General features: G+C 63.5%; 17 protein-coding genes. 8 read left to right on the forward strand and 9 right to left on the reverse strand.

What is annotated here, in order from left to right; genetic code table 11:
• Positions 1-112 precede the first annotated feature (112 nt).
• A complete protein-coding gene (gene speB / locus PFLCHA0_RS08035) occupies positions 113-1,063 on the reverse strand; it encodes an agmatinase (protein WP_011059912.1) in 951 nt (316 codons plus the stop codon).
• 359 nt (positions 1,064-1,422) lie between these two features.
• Between speB and PFLCHA0_RS08040 the strand changes: the two genes are divergently transcribed.
• The gene (locus tag PFLCHA0_RS08040) at positions 1,423-2,316 is read left to right on the forward strand and encodes a LysR family transcriptional regulator (RefSeq protein WP_011059913.1); all 894 of its coding nucleotides are present in this window, start codon (positions 1,423-1,425) and stop codon (positions 2,314-2,316) included.
• A gap of 9 nt (positions 2,317-2,325) precedes the next feature.
• A complete protein-coding gene (locus PFLCHA0_RS08045; protein WP_015634594.1) occupies positions 2,326-2,922 on the forward strand; it encodes a tRNA-uridine aminocarboxypropyltransferase in 597 nt (198 codons plus the stop codon).
• An 80-nt stretch (positions 2,923-3,002) separates the two neighbouring features.
• Here the strand turns inward: PFLCHA0_RS08045 and PFLCHA0_RS08050 are convergent, their stop codons facing one another.
• Complete coding sequence (locus PFLCHA0_RS08050; RefSeq protein ID WP_015634595.1) at positions 3,003-3,398, reverse strand: YbaN family protein; 396 nt, start codon at positions 3,396-3,398, stop codon at positions 3,003-3,005.
• Between the two features lie 10 nt (positions 3,399-3,408).
• Positions 3,409-3,996, reverse strand: coding sequence for a UPF0149 family protein (locus tag PFLCHA0_RS08055; protein WP_011059916.1), 588 nt, complete (start codon positions 3,994-3,996; stop codon positions 3,409-3,411).
• A 274-nt stretch (positions 3,997-4,270) separates the two neighbouring features.
• Here PFLCHA0_RS08055 and recQ point away from each other — a divergent pair, with 274 nt between their 5' ends.
• Both recQ and PFLCHA0_RS08065 read left to right on the forward strand, forming a co-directional pair.
• On the forward strand, positions 4,271-6,397 hold the full coding sequence (gene recQ, locus PFLCHA0_RS08060; protein WP_011059917.1) for a DNA helicase RecQ: 2,127 nt from the start codon (positions 4,271-4,273) through the stop codon (positions 6,395-6,397).
• Between the two features lie 119 nt (positions 6,398-6,516).
• The gene (locus PFLCHA0_RS08065; RefSeq protein ID WP_011059918.1) at positions 6,517-6,951 is read left to right on the forward strand and encodes a MarR family transcriptional regulator; all 435 of its coding nucleotides are present in this window, start codon (positions 6,517-6,519) and stop codon (positions 6,949-6,951) included.
• Positions 6,952-7,047: 96 nt separating this feature from the next.
• Here the strand turns inward: PFLCHA0_RS08065 and PFLCHA0_RS08070 are convergent, their stop codons facing one another.
• Positions 7,048-9,237 carry a patatin-like phospholipase family protein gene (locus tag PFLCHA0_RS08070; RefSeq protein ID WP_015634596.1) on the reverse strand — a complete coding sequence of 730 codons (2,190 nt, stop codon included), beginning with the start codon at positions 9,235-9,237 and terminating at the stop codon, positions 7,048-7,050.
• A 71-nt stretch (positions 9,238-9,308) separates the two neighbouring features.
• Here PFLCHA0_RS08070 and PFLCHA0_RS08075 point away from each other — a divergent pair, with 71 nt between their 5' ends.
• Positions 9,309-9,596, forward strand: coding sequence for an Rdx family protein (locus PFLCHA0_RS08075; protein WP_011059920.1), 288 nt, complete (start codon positions 9,309-9,311; stop codon positions 9,594-9,596).
• Here PFLCHA0_RS08075 and PFLCHA0_RS08080 read toward each other — a convergent pair.
• Together PFLCHA0_RS08080 and PFLCHA0_RS08085 are read right to left on the reverse strand one after the other, a co-directional pair.
• Positions 9,590-10,483 (reverse strand): DMT family transporter, encoded by an 894-nt coding sequence (locus PFLCHA0_RS08080; protein ID WP_015634597.1) that lies wholly within the window; start codon positions 10,481-10,483, stop codon positions 9,590-9,592. The genes PFLCHA0_RS08075 and PFLCHA0_RS08080 overlap by 7 nt on opposite strands.
• 51 nt (positions 10,484-10,534) lie before the next feature.
• Positions 10,535-11,350: a helix-turn-helix transcriptional regulator gene (locus PFLCHA0_RS08085; protein ID WP_015634598.1), complete on the reverse strand. Its 816-nt coding sequence runs from the start codon at positions 11,348-11,350 to the stop codon at positions 10,535-10,537.
• Positions 11,351-11,482: 132 nt separating this feature from the next.
• On the opposite strand from PFLCHA0_RS08085, the gene PFLCHA0_RS08090 reads away from it, so the two are divergent.
• On the forward strand, positions 11,483-12,304 hold the full coding sequence (locus tag PFLCHA0_RS08090) for a UDP-2,3-diacylglucosamine diphosphatase (protein ID WP_015634599.1): 822 nt from the start codon (positions 11,483-11,485) through the stop codon (positions 12,302-12,304).
• A gap of 22 nt (positions 12,305-12,326) precedes the next feature.
• Here the strand turns inward: PFLCHA0_RS08090 and PFLCHA0_RS08095 are convergent, their stop codons facing one another.
• Together PFLCHA0_RS08095 and PFLCHA0_RS08100 are read right to left on the reverse strand one after the other, a co-directional pair.
• Positions 12,327-12,917, reverse strand: coding sequence for an HD domain-containing protein (locus PFLCHA0_RS08095; protein WP_015634600.1), 591 nt, complete (start codon positions 12,915-12,917; stop codon positions 12,327-12,329).
• 74 nt (positions 12,918-12,991) lie between these two features.
• Positions 12,992-13,303 (reverse strand): Mpo1-like protein, encoded by a 312-nt coding sequence (locus PFLCHA0_RS08100; protein ID WP_011059925.1) that lies wholly within the window; start codon positions 13,301-13,303, stop codon positions 12,992-12,994.
• 159 nt (positions 13,304-13,462) lie between these two features.
• On the opposite strand from PFLCHA0_RS08100, the gene PFLCHA0_RS08105 reads away from it, so the two are divergent.
• Positions 13,463-14,524, forward strand: a complete 1,062-nt coding sequence (locus tag PFLCHA0_RS08105; RefSeq protein ID WP_011059926.1) for an AraC family transcriptional regulator — start codon at positions 13,463-13,465, stop codon at positions 14,522-14,524.
• Here PFLCHA0_RS08105 and PFLCHA0_RS08110 read toward each other — a convergent pair.
• Positions 14,481-15,935, reverse strand: coding sequence for a TrkH family potassium uptake protein (locus PFLCHA0_RS08110; protein ID WP_041752016.1), 1,455 nt, complete (start codon positions 15,933-15,935; stop codon positions 14,481-14,483). The genes PFLCHA0_RS08105 and PFLCHA0_RS08110 overlap by 44 nt on opposite strands.
• Before the next feature lie 122 nt (positions 15,936-16,057).
• Here PFLCHA0_RS08110 and PFLCHA0_RS08115 point away from each other — a divergent pair, with 122 nt between their 5' ends.
• A complete protein-coding gene (locus PFLCHA0_RS08115; RefSeq protein WP_011059928.1) occupies positions 16,058-16,624 on the forward strand; it encodes a nitroreductase family protein in 567 nt (188 codons plus the stop codon).
• Positions 16,625-16,654: the final 30 nt, after the last annotated feature.

Here is a 16,654-nt window from a genome sequence, read left to right on the forward strand (position 1 = left end):
GCTAATGCCTGGCAGGCATTGCGCAACAGCAGTCGAGGACGGGGTAAAGATGAAGCGGGTAGTACCGCTTTGCGCCGCAAACGGTCTGGCGGCGCGCAGCATGTGCTGAGTCTCAGCGATGGGCGACGCCAGGCAGCACGCAGAGCATTTCGTACAGCAGGTTGGCGCCCAGCAGCGAGGTATTGCCGGTGGTGTCATAAGGCGGCGAAACCTCCACCAGGTCGCAGCCCACCAGGTCCAGGCCCTGGCAGCCACGGACAATCTCGATGGCCTGGATGGTGGTCAGGCCACCGATTTCCGGGGTGCCGGTGCCTGGGGCCCAGGCCGGGTCGATGCCGTCGATGTCGAAGCTCAGGTACACCGGGCCGTTGCCGACTTTCTCGCGGACTTCGGCCATCAAGGGCTCCAGGGATTTGTGCCAGCATTCTTCGGCCTGGACCACGCGAAAGCCCTGCTTGCGGCTCCAGTTGAAGTCTTCGGCGGTGTAGCCCTGGGCGCGCAGGCCGATCTGCACCACGCGGTCGCAGTCCAGCAGGCCTTCTTCCACGGCGCGGCGGAAGGTGGTGCCGTGGGCGATCTTCTCACCGAACATGTGGTCGTTGACATCGGCGTGGGCATCGATGTGCACCAGCCCGACCTTGCCGTGTTTCTTGTGGATGGCCCGCAGGATCGGCAGGGTGATGGTGTGGTCGCCGCCCAGGGTCAGGGGAATCACGTTGTGTTCGAGGATGCCGTCATAGGCTTCTTCGATGATGCGCACCGCGTCCAGCAGGTTGAAGGTGTTGATCGCTACGTCGCCGATGTCGGCCACCGACAGCGAGTCGAACGGGGCAGCGCCGGTGGCCATGTTGTAAGGGCGGATCATGACTGATTCGGCACGGATTTCCCGCGGGCCGAAACGGGTGCCGGCACGCAGCGAGGTGCCGATGTCCAGGGGCACGCCGACGAACGCAGCGTCCAGGCCGGCAGCGGATTGCAGATGGGGAAGACGCATCATGGTGGCGATGCCGCCGAAGCGCGGCATTTCGTTGCCGCCCAGTGGTTGGTGGAGAATCTTGTCCACGGGATAGGCCTCATCGTTGTTTTATATTTATGGGGTCGACGGCGCAGCGAATCCTGCCCGAGCAACCGAGTGGGGCCGATTCTGCGAAATGTAGTGCGGGGAAAGAATCGCTACGAACAAATACTTAGTTCAGATTTTTCTAAACTAATGGCCGATGGCGCGCTAGACTCCCGCGCTGCTCCCCAGGCCCTTGGTGGCGAGGGAGCTTGCTCCCGTCCGGTGGTGCAGCCACCGTTATCCGGGTTGCCGGGTTGGATTGAAAGCGGGCATGGAGGCCGTCGGGGTTGCTTTGCCGCTCGGCGAGAACCCGCACCCTCGCCGCAGGGACGTTGTCGTTTTGCCTGTTATCGGAGCCTGTCATGGCCAACGCTTTACCTGATCTGAAACTATTGCGCATCTTCGTCAGCGTGGTGCGGCATCAGGGGTTCGCCAACGCCCAGCACGAACTCAATCTTTCCACCTCGGCCATTAGCACCTACATGAGCCAGCTGGAGGCATCCCTGGGCCTGGTGCTCTGCCACCGTGGCCGGGGCGGTTTCAGCCTGACCAGCAAGGGCGAGCTGTTCCACCAGGAAACCCTGCGCCTGCTGGGCGAGCTGGAAGGTTTCGAACAGTACGCCGCAGCCCTCAAGGGCGAGCTTCGCGGGACCCTGAACCTGGGGGTGATCGACTCCACGGTGAGCGATAAGGCCCTGCCGTTCGCCGAGGCCATCGGCGCCTATAGCCAGGAGCATCCGGCGGTGCACCTGCACCTGTCGGTGATGAGCCCCCACGAGTTGCAGTTGGGGGTGCAGGACAATCGCCTGGACCTGGCCATCGGTGCCTTTTCCACGCGCATGAGCGGCCTGGTGTACATGCCGCTGTACCGCGAGCAGCATTGGCTGTATTGCAGCAACCGTCACCCGCTGTACAGCGAGCGGCGCATTCCCGAGCAGGTGATCACCCAGCAACGCATGGTCGGCCGCGGCTACTGGAGCCAGGCCGAACTGGCTCGACACGGCTTCAAGCACAGTGCGGCGACGGTGGAGAGCATGGAGGCGCAGTTGATCCTGGTGCTGTCCGGCGCCTACATCGGCTACCTGCCGGAACATTACGCCCAGGCCTGGGCGGACAAGGGCGACTTGCGGGTGCTGCTGCCTGCAACCTTTGGCTACCAGGCGCCGTTCTCCATGATCATGCGTCGCGGACGCGGTCGAGAGCCGCTGATCCAGACCTTTCGCGACCTGCTCAAGGCGCAGCTCAACCAGTCATAAGGAGGTCCCATGTCTCGAGCACGCTGCGAGCGTTGCCTGCGCCCTGCGGGCCATTGTCTGTGCCCGCTGATTCCGCAGCTACCCAGCCGCACCCGAGTGCTGTTGTTGCAGCATCCCAGTGAGGTCAATCATGCCTTGAACACCGCACGTCTGGCGGCGTTGGGGCTGAACAACGCCGAACTGGTGGTGGGGGAGGTGTTCGAGGAGCTGCCGGCGTTGCTCGACCAGCCCGGATATCGAGCATGCCTGCTGTTCCCGGCGGATGATGCCCGGCCATTGCAGGCCTATGCCGAGACGGATGCACCGCTGCTGCTGGTGGTGCCCGACGGCACCTGGCGCAAGGCGCGCAAGTTGCTGCACCTCAATCCGTTGCTGGCGGCGCTGCCAAGGGTGACCCTGGCGACTGGGGTGGAGTCTCGCTATCGCCTGCGCAAGGCCCCGGGGCCGGGAGCCTTGTCCACTGTGGAAGCGATCGTTCAGGCATTGCAGGTACTTGAAGCTCCTGCTTCGTTCGAGCCGCTGTTGCGGCCTTTCGAGGCCCTGATCGAAGGGCAGATTGCCGCGATGGGCGAAGACACCTACCAGCGCAACCACGCCAAATCCTGACCGCTCCCGAATCTGGAGCCGCTGCCGCAGGCGGTGATGGTGCGCGGTGGCCCCGCGCTTGCCGGCCACCCCACAAACCTTCAGGAGCGCCGCAGGGTCTTCTGCCGCAGGATATAGAGACTCACTAGCACTGCGCTGGTCAGCATGAAGCCCCGGGCCCAGGGCGATGGCACCAGGTAGCAGGAGAAGCCGATGCTCAACCACATCAGGCCGATGGCGTAGACCTTGCCCTTGAGCGGAATGCCGTTGCCGTCGAGATAGTCGCGGATCCACGGACCCAGGCGCGGGTGTTGCACCAGCCATTGGTAGAAGCGTGGCGAGCTACGGGCAAAGCAGGCGGCTGCCAGCAGCAGGAAAGGCGTGGTAGGCAATACAGGAAGGAAGATGCCCACTACCCCCAGCGCTACGCTCGACCAGCCGATGGCCAGCAGAACGTAACGCCATAGCATGGGGCGTTGGCCTATGGGCTTGGCCATAGGCAACGACTCAGTGGTGGCGCGGCTTGAGCAGTGCAGGTTTTTCGTCGGGGGCGTTGCACAGCAGGTACAGCGCGGTCAGCGCTTCCGGGATCTGCACGATCATGTCGTCCATCAGGTTGGCATCGCTGGCGATGTCGGAGAACTCCGGCTGTTCGTCGAACAGGCCGGAACCCACCATGATTGGCAGCAGCATCTCGCTGACTTCTTCCTCGGCGGTTTCGAACCAGGCCGCTTCACGCAGGAACACGCCTTCCATGAAGCCGATGCACCAGCCGCGCAGGTCGGAGTCGTCCGGGTCCTCGCCCAGGTCGAGTTCGCAGGGCAGCTCGAATTCTTCGTCGGAAGCCAGTTGGCGGGCGATGTGCGCCTTGAGGGCCAGCAGGGTCGACTCGATGGCTTCGCGTTCGGCGTCGTCACGGTAGTGCGGCTCTTCGGCGAACAGGGCGTCGATCCATTCACGGTCCGGAACGCTTTCCGAGCAGATGGACAGCGCGGTCAGGTAGCCGTGAGCGGCCACGTAGTCCAGCGCCTCGTCGTGCAGATCATCTGCATCGAGGAAGACTTGCAGGCGGGTTAGTTGCTCAGCGAAGGACATTGACGGCTACCTTGGGGAATAAACGATGCTGAATTCTAGGCTTTCTTGCGCGCTCAAGCCAGCCGCGGTGCCGATTTGAGCGGTTCTAAAGGTTACCAGCGGTCCATTGTCGGTGCCCTCTGCCGGGAAGGGGTCGGGTATACTCGCGCGTTTTGTGATGCCCTGCAGGCTGGCCGTCCGCTCCGGACAAGTCCGCTAACGCAAATGTCGGTGAAGCGTGCCGGCTTTTCGTCCAGTCTGCCCCCAGGGATTTCAGCGATTTTTGGAGTTTTTCATGCTCGAACAGGCTCAACGCGTCCTCAAGGACATCTTCGGCTACGACAGTTTCCGTGGTCGCCAAGGTGCGATCATTGAGCGCGTGGCCAGCGGCGGCGATGCCTTGGTACTGATGCCCACCGGTGGTGGCAAGTCGCTGTGTTTCCAGGTCCCGGCGCTACTTCGCGAAGGGCTGGCGGTAGTGGTTTCGCCGCTGATCGCGCTGATGGACGACCAGGTTGCGACCCTGGAGGAACTCGGTGTCGCGGCGGCAGCCTTGAACTCCACCCTCAGCGCCGAGCAGCAGCGTGACCTGGCCGCGCGCATCCGGCGCGGCGAAGTGAAGATGCTCTACCTGGCCCCCGAGCGCCTGGTCCAGCCGCGCATGCTGGCGTTTCTGCAGAGCTTGGAAATCGCCTTGTTCGCGATTGATGAAGCCCACTGTGTGTCCCAGTGGGGCCACGACTTCCGCCCCGAATACCTGCAATTGGGGCAACTGGCGGAAATGTTCCCCCAGGTGCCGCGCATTGCCCTGACTGCCACGGCTGACAAGCGCACCCGGGAAGAGATCGTCAATCGCCTGCACCTGCAGGACGCCGAGCGTTTTCTCTCCAGCTTCGACCGGCCGAACATCTTCTATCGCATCGTGCCCAAGGAGCAGCCACGCAAGCAGTTGCAGGCCTTCCTCAACGAGCGGCGCAGCGATGCCGGGATCGTCTATTGCCTGTCGCGCAAAAAGGTCGACGAAGTGGCTGCATTTCTCTGCGAGCAGGGTTTCACCGCGCTGCCCTACCATGCCGGGTTGCCCAATGAGCTACGGGCCTATCACCAGAAGCGCTTCCTCAACGAAGAAGGCCTGATCATGGTGGCCACCATTGCCTTCGGCATGGGCATCGACAAGCCCAACGTGCGCTTCGTGGCCCACATGGACTTGCCCAAGTCACTGGAAGCCTACTACCAGGAGACCGGTCGCGCCGGTCGTGACGGCCTGCCGGCAGACGCCTGGATGGCTTACGGGCTGCAGGACGTGCTGATGCTCAAGCAGATGCTGCAGAACTCCGAGGGCGACGAGCGCCACAAGCGTCTTGAGCAGCACAAGCTCGATGCGATGCTGGCCCTGTGCGAGGAAACCCGTTGCCGGCGCCAGACCCTGCTGGCCTATTTCGATGAAGACATGCCGCAACCCTGCGGTCACTGCGACAACTGCGTCGATGGGGTACAGACCTGGGACGCCACCGAGCCGGCACGCCAGGCGCTGTCGGCGATCTATCGCACTGGCCAGCGCTACGGCGTCGGTCACCTGGTGGATGTGCTGCTGGGCAAGGACACGGAAAAGGTCCGCAGTTTCGGCCATCAGCACCTGTCGGTATTTGGTGTCGGCAAGGCCCGCAGCGAAGGCGAATGGCGCTCGCTGTTTCGCCAGTTGGTGGCCCGCGGCCTGGCCGACATCGATCTGGAAGGTTATGGCGGCCTGCGCCTGAGCGACAGCTGCCGCCCGCTGCTCAAGGGCGAAGTGACCCTGGAGTTGCGTCGTGATCTCAAGCCGCAAACCACCCCCAAGAGCAGCACCAGCCAGGCCAGCCAGCTGGTACGGGGCGAGGAGCGCGAGCAGTGGGAAGCGCTGCGGGCCCTGCGACGCAAGCTGGCGGAAGAACATGGGGTGCCGCCTTATGTCATTTTCCCCGATTCCACCTTGCTCGAAATGCTCCGCAGCCAGCCCGGCTCCATGGCCGAAATGGCCGAGGTCAGCGGCGTGGGTGCGCGCAAGCTGGAGCGTTATGGCGCAGCCTTCCTCGAAGTCCTCGGCGGCGGTGTCGAGGCGCCGAAAGTGGTTGCCGACCTGCGCCATGAACTGATCACCCTGGCTCGTGCGGGGATGACCCCGGTGCAGATCGCCGGCCAGTTGCAGTGCACGGAAAAGAACGTCTACACCCTGCTCGCCGAAGCCATCGGCAAGCAGCAGCTGTCGCTGGAGCAGGCCCTGGACTTGCCGGAAGACCTGCTGGGAGAGATCCAGGATGCGTTCCTCGACGGCGAGGGCGAGTTGCCGCCCGTGGCCGAGGTTATCCCGGTGTTTGCCGGAAGGGTGCCGGAAGGGGTGCTGTATTGCGTGCGTGCGGCCTTGGAGTCGGAGTTTGAAATGTGAAGGGGTGCGTCAATGTTGTAACGATTCAGTCCCTTACAGGCCTTGCCTCCGGGCAAGGGGCATGCTTAGCTGACTAATAATTAGTTTTTCTTTATTTTCAGTCTGATCATGAGTGTTTTATGCCGTTAACCGATGAACACCGTTTTGGTATGCAGCTGGCGCATATGTCTCGCGGCTGGCGTGCCGAACTGGACCGCCGCCTGGCGGGGCTCGGCCTGTCCCAGGCCCGCTGGCTGGTGCTGTTGCATTTGGCCCGCTTCGAAGAGGCGCCCACTCAGCGCGAGCTGGCGCAAAGCGTCGGCGTAGAAGGGCCGACCCTGGCCCGGCTGCTGGACAGCCTGGAAACCCAGGGCCTGGTTCAGCGCCAGTCGGTGGTGGAAGATCGCCGGGCGAAGAAAATCGTTCTCTGTCCGTCCGCCCGGCCCTTGATCGAACAGATCGAAACCATCGCCACCGCCCTGCGTCATGAGCTGTTCGTTGGCGTTGACGAAGAAGACCTGCGGGTCTGCATTCGCGTTCATGAACGCATCCTGGCCAATCTGGAAAAATCCTGACGCCTTCAACCGGGGTTGCCTGACCCCGGTTTGTCTTGTTCCTCCCCCATTCTGAATTCAAGCCTGCTGCGCCCAGGGGCGTTTTTTGCGTGCCTGTCAAAAGGTCTGGCCCAGATTCAGTGACAGGGCTTTCTGGTTGTCGTCGTTGAAGCCGTAGCTGAAGTTCAGCGGCCCCAGCGGCGTGTCGAAGCCGAGAAAGATGCTTGCCGCGTTGATGTAGCCGCTGTCGAAGGCATTGTCGTTGTTCCACACCCGGCCCCGCTCCAGCGAGCCTCCCAGGTACAGTGGAAAGTCCAGGGGCAGATAGGAGCGCGGTGTCAGGCGACGGAAGTACACGGCGCGAGCCAGGCTGATGTTCTGCCCGGAGAGGGCGTCCTGACGGAAACCGGACAGTTGTCGAGCTCCACCGAGCAGGAAGCTGGACGTCACCACGTCGGCGTTGTCCAGGGTCCGGCCATAGCGACCGCCCAGGACAAAGGTATTGGGGCCGCTGCTCAGCGCCTTGTCCAGCTTGAACTCCCACTGCCGGTAGCGATTGTCCGAACCCAGGCTCGGTTCGAACTGGCGCAGGCTCAGCTTGATGTCTTCGCCGGAGTGAGGAAAGTAGACGTTGTCCAGCGAGTCGAAGGAGTACTGCAACTGGTAGTAGCCTTCGTTGAAGTTTTCGCTGGGCAGGTTATGGTCGCCGATGCGCACATCGGCCTTGCCCCAGGCCTCGCCGACGCCGAAACGCACTTCGCCGCTGTTGCCGATCTGGCGCCCTAGGTTGAGCCCGAAACCGTAGCGTTCCACGCGATATTCGGCGATCGGGTCGTTGTCCAGCACCGCCTCGACGTTCTGCGCTTCGGCGGCGATGAAGGGCGCAATGAAGTAGCGTGAACCGGCATCCAGTGGCTGGTAGAACTCGCTGTAGAGTTCCTGCTGATCACCGATCTGCACCCGGGTCAGCCATTCTGCACCCAGGCTGTTGATGCCGTTCATGCGGTAGCTGGCGCCGATATTGAACGCGCTGTCGCCACGCATGTCATCGGACAGGTTCAGCCCCAGGCGCAGGTAGTCGGTACCACTGCGCTTGCCCCGGGCGCTGATCACCAGGGTGTTGTCCTGCCCCTTGTGGGCTACGCGATACTGCACCTGTTCGAAGAAATCCAGGCCGTACAGGGTGCCCATGTCGGTTTCCAGGCGGCCCAGGTCCAGCGGCTCGCCGATGCGCTGGCGGATGTAGTAGCGGATCACTTCGTCGCTGACCTTGGAGTCGTTTTCCACCTTGATCGCGCTGATGATCGGAGTGCGCTGGCTGGGCTGGCGCGCAGCGGTCAGTTCGGCATCCAGCGCATGGGCCGGACGCAGACGGGCCAGGCGCGCGTCGAGGATGCGGGTGGCGCGGTAGCCGGCGTCGATCATTTCCTGGGCCCGGCCAAAGTCGGTAACGCCAAAGCTCGACAGCGCTGGCTGGATCAGCACGTCGTCCTTGTGCAGTGCCGCCAGTTGCACCTCCGAGTTGCGCCGGGTCATCAGGGTGATGGACTGGTTGAGCACGTCGACCACGGTATTGAGTTGCTTGCGCGAACGCAGCGGTGTGCCGATGTCCACCACGATGGCGATGTCGACTCCCATGTCCCGCGCCACGTCCAGGGGAATGTTATCGGTCATGCCGCCGTCCACCAGCAGACGGCCATCCAGTTCCACCGGTGCGAAGACCGCCGGGATCGACATGCTGGCGCGGATCACCTGGGGCAGGTGGCCCTTGCGAAACACCACTTTCTCGCCGCTGGCGATATCGGTGGCCACGGCCCGGAAGGGGATCGGCAGCTTGTCGAAGTCACGGGTATCGCTGGCGTGGGCCAGCTTGCTTTCCAGCAGCAGTGCCAGGTTCTGTCCCTGGATCACCCCCAGCGGCAGGCCCAGGCTGCCATCGTCGCGGAAGCTGAGCTTCTGCTTGACCAGAAAATCCCGGTCGTCCTGCTTGCGCCGGAACGGCACGTCTTCCCGGGGCGGGGCATCGGACAAGGCCTGTCGCCAGTCGATGTTCAGCGCAAGCTTTTCCAGCTCGTCGATCTTGTAGCCCGAGGCATACAGCCCGCCGATCACCGCGCCCATGCTGGTGCCGGCGATGGCGTCGATGCGGATGCCCTGTTCCTCCAGGGCCTTGAGCACCCCGATGTGGGCCAGGCCGCGGGCGGCGCCCCCAGACAGCACCAGGCCGATTTTCGGTCGTGGCGCTTCGGCAGATTGAGCGAGCAAGGGCAGCAGGCAGAGGAACAGGCAGGACAGCAGGCGGCGCATTACGGTTCTCGGGGCGGGCGATAAAGCCGGCTATTATAACGACGCCCTTGAATCCAGGAGTCGGCCGTACCATGACTGAACGTAAACCCGAAGTGATCATCACCTATTGCACCCAATGCCAGTGGCTACTGCGGGCGGCGTGGCTGGCCCAGGAGCTGTTGAGCACCTTCAGCGACGACCTGGGCAAGGTGTCCCTGGAGCCGGCAACCGGCGGGGCCTTTCGCATCACCTGCGATGGCGTGCAGATCTGGGAGCGCAAGGCCGATGGTGGCTTTCCCGAGGCCAAGGTGCTGAAGCAGCGGGTTCGCGACCAGATAGACCCCGAGCGCGACCTGGGTCACAACGACCGTACTCAGTGAGAACCGGCTTCAGCCGTGGCTGCCTTGCTGCCCGAACCCGCCGACAGGCGGCTTGAAACCACGATGGCAACGATGATCAAGGCCCCACCGAACAACATGCGCAGGGTCGGGTTTTCGCCGAACAGCAACCAGGCCACGGTAATTCCGTAGACCGGTTCCAGGGCAAACACCACCGCTGCGGTGCGCGCCTTGATCACTGCCAGGCTGGCGACAAACAGGCTGTGGGCCAGACCGGTGCAGAAAATTCCCAGCAGGCTGATCCACAGCCAGTCCATGGCCCGCACCTGGCCAAGCTCGGGAGCCGCCACCGGCAACAGGCACAGGGCGACCACCACGTTTTGACAGAGCGCTGCCTGCACCGCGGGGATCCGCCCGGAGCTGGCACGGTTGTTCAGTGACAGCAGCGCAAACAGCAGGCCCGAGCCCACGGCCCAGAGCAGGCCGGTGGTGGCCTGGCTGGCCAGGTCGAAGTCCGGGGTCACCAGCACCAGGCCGATGCTGACCAGCAGCACCAACAGCATTTCGTTGAAGCGGATCCGCTCGCGGAAGATCAGGCCTTCGAGAATCACGGTGAACGCCGGGAAACTGGCAAAGCCCAGGGTCGCGATAGCCACCCCCGCGACCTTCACCGCCACGAAGAAACTCACCCAGTGCCCGGCCAGCAGCAGGCCGCTGAGCAGCAGGCGCCGCCAATCGGTGGCGGCCAGTTTCTGCCAGGGGGTGTTGCTCGCCAGGCGGGCGAAGACACCCAGGGCGAGCACGGCAAAGGCTGCACGGCCGAAGACGATGACCGCGGGCGAAGCGGCGGCGAGCTTACCGAATACACCGGTCAGGCCGAACATCAGGGCACCGATATGCAAGGCGCCAAGGGCGGTACGCGGAGTCATTTTTATCCTTAACCACAAGACGGGCAGTAATGGCCTTAGGCGGCAATGGGCTCAGTCTACGGGCGGGGCGGCCTGTTGGTCTGTCGCGATCCTGGCGTTTTTTGTCGAAGGACTAGCGTCTGCCCCTTGGCGCAGTTGGCGCGGCGAGTGGCCGTACTGCCGCAGTATCGCCGCGGCAAAGGCACTCTGGGAGCTGTAACCCACGCGGCTGGCGATTTCGCCCATGGGCAAGGTCGATCCGCGCAACAGTTCCAGGGCCATGTGCAAGCGCCGGCGTCGCACGTATTCCATGGGGCTGGCCCCGCACTCGGCGATGAACCGTGCATGCAGGCGGGCAGCGGACAGCCCGGCGATACGGGCCAGGTCGGCCACCTGCAAGGGGTGGGCGGCGTGATGATCGATATGGGCATTCAGGGCGGCATAGGGCAGGCGGCGCTCGCGGGGCTGGCTGTCGGCGCGATGATTGAGGCTGGCCAGCAGCAAGACCGCGCCTTGCTGGGCAATCAAGGGGTCGTCCACCGGGCTGTCCGCCAGCCAGTTGACCAGGCGGCTCTGGCTCGGCCCCAGGACCTGGTGTCGGGGCGCATCGAGCAAACGCCGACTGGCCTCTGCATGTTCCCCCAACGATTGCTGAACCCAGTGTTCGCCGGGTATGTCCAGCACCAGGCAATGGCTGCCGCTGGGGCTGCCGCAGACATGCCGGGCGCCGGCCGGCACCACCACGAAGCTCTGCTGCTGCACCTGGCTGCCCTGGCCTTCGACTTCGAAATCGAGCTGGCCACGCAGGCCGAACACCAGTTGCGCATGTTCGTGGCTGTGGGCGATCAGGTCATGGGTGTAGTGGCGCAGAGTGAGGATAGATCCCATCACGGTCTCCTTGGCAGGCGGCCAGTCTACACCGGCGGTCGGGCGTTTCGCGCTGTCATCGCACTGCCGCATTTGTGTCATGGGCTATTAATCGCTGGGGCGCAAGCTCGCAAAAAATCCAGGAGAGCGTCCATGACCCATGCCGAACTCGCCAAGCCCAGCCGCAAGCAACGGGTGCGGACCCTGTGGATTTCAGATGTGCACCTGGGCACCCGGGATTGCCAGGCCGAACACCTGGCGCGCTTTCTCAAGGCCTATCACGCCGATCGTATCTATCTGGTGGGCGACATCATCGATGGTTGGAAGCTGCGCGGCGGCATGTACTGGCCCCAGGCCCATACCAACGTGATCCGGCGCCTGCTGACCATGAGCAAGCGTGGTACCGAGGTGATCTACGTCACCGGCAACCACGACGAATTCCTGCGGCGCTACTCCAGGCTGATTCTCGGCAATATCCAACTGGTGGACGAGGCGGTACATGTCACTGCGGACGGGCGTCATCTGCTGGTGATCCACGGCGATCAGTTCGATGTGATTACTCGCTATCACCGCTGGCTGGCCTTTCTCGGCGACTCGGCCTACGAATTCACCCTGACCCTCAACCGCTGGCTCAACCACTGGCGGGCGCGTTATGGCTATGGGTACTGGTCGCTGTCGGCCTACCTCAAGCACAAGGTCAAGACGGCGGTGAGCTTCATCAGCGATTTCGAGGAAGCCATTGCCCACGAATGCGTCAAGCGCGAGTTGCACGGGGTGGTCTGTGGCCATATTCACCATGCCGAGATCCGCAAGGTGGGCGAGGTGGATTACCTCAATTGCGGTGACTGGGTGGAGTCCTGCACGGCCCTGATCGAGCACTGGGACGGCAGCATCGAACTCTATCGCCTGGCCGAAGCCCAGGCCCGTGAGGCCCTGCTCAAGGCTGAGCGGATGAAAGTCGCGGAGCCGGCCTGAGCCCTGGGCCGGCCACCGTTTTTCAGGCCGGGCTGGCCTGCTCCATGGCCGCCTTGTACAGCGACTGCCGGGGCTGGGCGAACAGCCGTTGCAGCATGGGCTCGAAGAAGCTCAGGGGCAGGCTCTCGTAGGCCGGATCGAAGGCGGCGGCGTCGTACTTGGCGCAGAACTCGGCGGTGTACTGGTACAGCGGGTGGTCACTGAACTGCTCGCGCAGGTGGCGATCCATGCCCAGGTGATGGAAGAAGTAGTAACCCTGGAAGATCCCGTGCTTCTCCACCATCCACAGGTTTTCCGGGCTGACAAAGGGCTTGAGAATGGCGGCGGCGATATCCGGATGGTTATAGGAACCCAGGGTATCGCCAATGTCGTGGAGCAGGGCGCAGACCACGTATTCCTCGTCGCGCCCGTCATGCCAGGCGCGGCTGGCGGTCTGCAGCGAATGGGTCAGGCGGTCCACCGGGAAGCCGCCGAAGTCGCCTTCCAGCAATTGCAGGTGGGCCAGGATGCGTGTCGGCAACTGCTTGGCGTAGGCACTGAAATCCGCGGCGATGATCGCCCAGTCCTCCTGGGTACCGTCCTGCATATGGGTAAAGCGCGCATGGGTGTTCATCGGCCATCCTCTTGTTGTCATGGGGCGGGTCTGCAAGGCCTGGCCCTGTGGGGAGCCGCTGGCGGCCCTGGGGTCTAGAAGGGCACCTTGCCGAGGATCATGTCGCGGTACATGACGAAGTCCCCCAGCAGGCTGTACAGCGGATGCTGGAAGGTGGCCGGGCGGTTTTTCTCGAAGAAGAAATGCCCGACCCAGGCGAAGCCATAGCCGGCTATCGGCAACACCAGCAGCAGCCACCAGGCGCCTTTGCCGATGGCCAGGGCGAGGATGAAGATCACCAGGCTGGTGCCGATGAAGTGCAGGCGTCGGCAGGTGCTGTCGCTGTGCTCGCTCAGGTAGTAGGGGTAGAACTCGGCGAAGCTGTTGAACTGTCGGATGTTTTCCATGGCCGCGATCTCTGTGTCTGTTGTTCTGTCGGCGGATGTTCGGCGGGGAGCTTATTTGAGTCTAGAGTCCTTGGCGGCGCAGGCCAGTGACAATAGGCGCCACTTTAGTATCCTTGGGAAATTGGCCGTAGCATGCGGCTCATCATGTAAGAACCCCTCATGAGCGAACGAACGACTTCTGCAAGCTGGACCCTGGGAATCGTCAAGGCCCTGGAGATGGACGGCCTGGATTGCCGGGCCCTGTTCAAGCAGCTGGGGCTCGACTACGGTGCCCTGGAAGATCCCGACGCGCGCTTCACCCAGGACTCCATGACCCGGCTCTGGCAGCGCGCCGTCGAGCTTTCCGGCAACCCGGCGATCGGCCTGAACATGGGCAAGGTGGTGCGTCCGGCGTCTTTTCACGTGGCCGGGTATGCATTGATGTCGAGTCGTACCCTGGCGGAGGGGTTTCAGCGGCTGGTGCGTTATCAGCGGATCATTGCCGAAAGCGCTGACTTGAGTTTCCGCCTTCTTCCCGAGGGCTATGCACTGATCCTGACGGTGCATGGCGACCATTTACCGCCCACCCGGCAAAGTGCCGAGGCTTCGCTGGCCTGTGCCCTGGCCTTGTGCGGCTGGCTGACGGGGCGCGCGTTGCAGCCGCGCAAGGTGTTGCTGCAGGGCGAGCAGCCCGGGGACCTGCAACCCTACAAGGACATGTTCCACGCGCCCCTGGTGTTTGCCGCGCCCTTTGATGCGCTGATCTTCGAGCGTGCCGACATGGAGGCCACGCTGCCCACCGCCAACGAGGCCATGGCCCTGCTGCACGATCGTTTCGCCGGCGAATACCTGGCGCGCTTCTCCGAAAGCCGGGTGACCCACAAGGCGCGGCAGGTCTTGTGTCGCCTGCTGCCCCAGGGGGAGCCCAAGCGCGAGATGGTGGCGCAGACGCTGCACCTGTCCCAGCGCACCTTGCAGCGCCGCCTGCAGGAAGAGGGCACCAGCTTTCAGGCGCTGCTGGATGACACCCGCCGGGAACTGGCAGAGCAGTACCTGGCGCAGCCGCGCATGACCTTGCTGGAAATTGCCTACTTGCTGGGGTTTGCCGACCCGAGCAACTTCTTCCGTGCATTCCGCCGCTGGTTCGATGCCACGCCCGGTGAGTACCGAGCGCGGTTACAGGCCGCGCCGGCCCCGGTCAATGACGCCAGAATGCCGGAATACACAACACGAACACCGTGATGATTTCCAGCCGGCCCAGGAGCATGCCCAGGGACAGGATCCACTTGGCGGCGTCCGGCAGGGTCGAGAAGTTGCCGGCCGGGCCGATGGTTTCGCCCAGGCCCGGGCCCACGCCCGACACGGTGCTGGCGGCACCGGTGAGGGCGGTCATCCAGTCCAGGCCCAGCAGCGACAGGGCCAGGGCGATCATGCAGATGGTGATGGCGAAGAAGAACGAGAAGGTCAGGATCGAGCGGACGATTTCTTCGTCCAGGCGATGGCCGTTGTACTTCTGCTTGATCACCGCCCGGGGGTGGATCAACTGATTGAGGTTGGCCTTGAGCAGGATATAGGCAACCTGGAAGCGGAAAATCTTGATCCCGCCGGCAGTCGATCCCGAACAGCCGCCTACGAATCCCAGGTAGAAGAACAGCATCAGCGAGAAGTTGCCCCACAGGCTGTAGTCGCCCAGGGCAAACCCGGTGGTGGTGACCACCGACGTCACGTTCAGCGCTACGTGGCGCAGGGCATCCAGCCAGTGCAGGTCGGTGGTCCACCAGTACCAGGTGCCGAGCACCAGCCACGTCACCAGGAGCATGCCCAGCAAGCCCTGGACCTGCTGATCCTTGATCAGCGCCCGACGATTGCCCCGCAGGGTCGCCACATAGAGGGCGAAGGGCAGGCTGCCGAGGATCATCACCACCACCGCCACCCAGTGCACCGCCGGTTGTTGCCAGTGGGCCAGGGATTCGTCGGAGGTAGAGAAGCCACCGGTGGAGATCGCCGACATGGCGTGGTTGATGGCGTCGAAGATGTTCATCCCGGCCCACCAGAAGGCCAGGCTGCCGCAGATGGTGATGCCGACGTAGCTGGCGACAATCAGGCGCGCCACCATGTGCGAGCGCGGCATGACCTTTTCCGAGCGGTCCGAAGACTCGGTCTGGAACAGGCGCATGCCACCGATACGCAGCAACGGCAGGATCGCCACCGCCATGCCGATAAAGCCGATACCCCCCAGCCAGTGCAGCATCGAACGCCAGATCAGGATGCCAGGCGACATGCTGTCCAGGCCGCTGAGCACCGTGGCGCCGGTGGCGGTGATGCCGGACATGCTTTCAAAGAACGAGTCGGTGTAGCTGATGTGCTGGGTCAGCAGGAATGGCAGGGCGGCAAAGATGCACACCACCACCCAGCTGGAGACCGTCAGCAGGTACATGTCGCGGGGGCGCAGATGAATATGTTCGGGACGGCCGGGAATCACCAGGGCCAGGCCGGCGATGAAGGTGATCATGCTGGCCCAGAGGAAGGACGGCAGGTCGCCGGTGCGTTCGAAGATCACCAGTGTCGCCATCGGCACCACCATGGCGATCGCCAGGGTGATGAGGAAGATGCCGATGATGAAACCAATGATCCTTAAGGTCGGCAACGCCATGTGTTCCGCTCGGGCTGGTAGATGAAGGGCGCCCATTCTACCTGCGGGGCAGGGCATGTAAACCGGCACCCGGCCGGCAGATCCCGCTAGAATGGCCGGACATTTTTTTCAGGAGGTGGCCGATGGAGGCTCTCGACGCTTTGCTCAACCGTGTTTCCGTGCCGCGCCTGGTGGAGCCCGCGCCTAGCGCCGCGCAGCGCGAAGCCTTGTTCGCCGCCGCCCTGCGCGCGCCGGATCATGGTCAGTTGCGCCCCTGGCGGTTCCTTACCGTCGAAGGTGCGGCACGCGAGCAGTTGGGCGAGTTGCTGGTGGAGGCGGTACAGCTGCAGGGCGGCGAAGTGACCCAGGCGGCCCTGGACAAGGCCCGGGCCATGCCCCTGCGCGCACCACTGGTGGTTGTGGTGGTCGCCCGTTTGCAGGAGCACTTCAAGGTGCCCAGGAGCGAGCAGTTGCTGGCAGCGGGCTGCGCGGCCCACGGTATCCTGCTGGCGGCCTACGCCCAGGGGATCGGCGCGGTGTGGCGTACTGGCGAGTTGTCCTACTCGCCCCATGTAGCCAAGGGCCTGGGCCTGGAGGACGGCGAAGAGATCATTGCCTTCCTGTATCTTGGCACGCCGCTGAATGAGCCGCGGATCGCCCCCAAGGTCGATACCGCCGAGTTCGTCAGCGCCTGGACTGCCAAGGCCTGATTTTCCTCTTCTAACGCTGTGTACCTCGCG

It is taken from the genome of Pseudomonas protegens CHA0 (assembly GCF_000397205.1).
In the GTDB taxonomy this organism is placed as follows: domain Bacteria; phylum Pseudomonadota; class Gammaproteobacteria; order Pseudomonadales; family Pseudomonadaceae; genus Aquipseudomonas; species Aquipseudomonas protegens.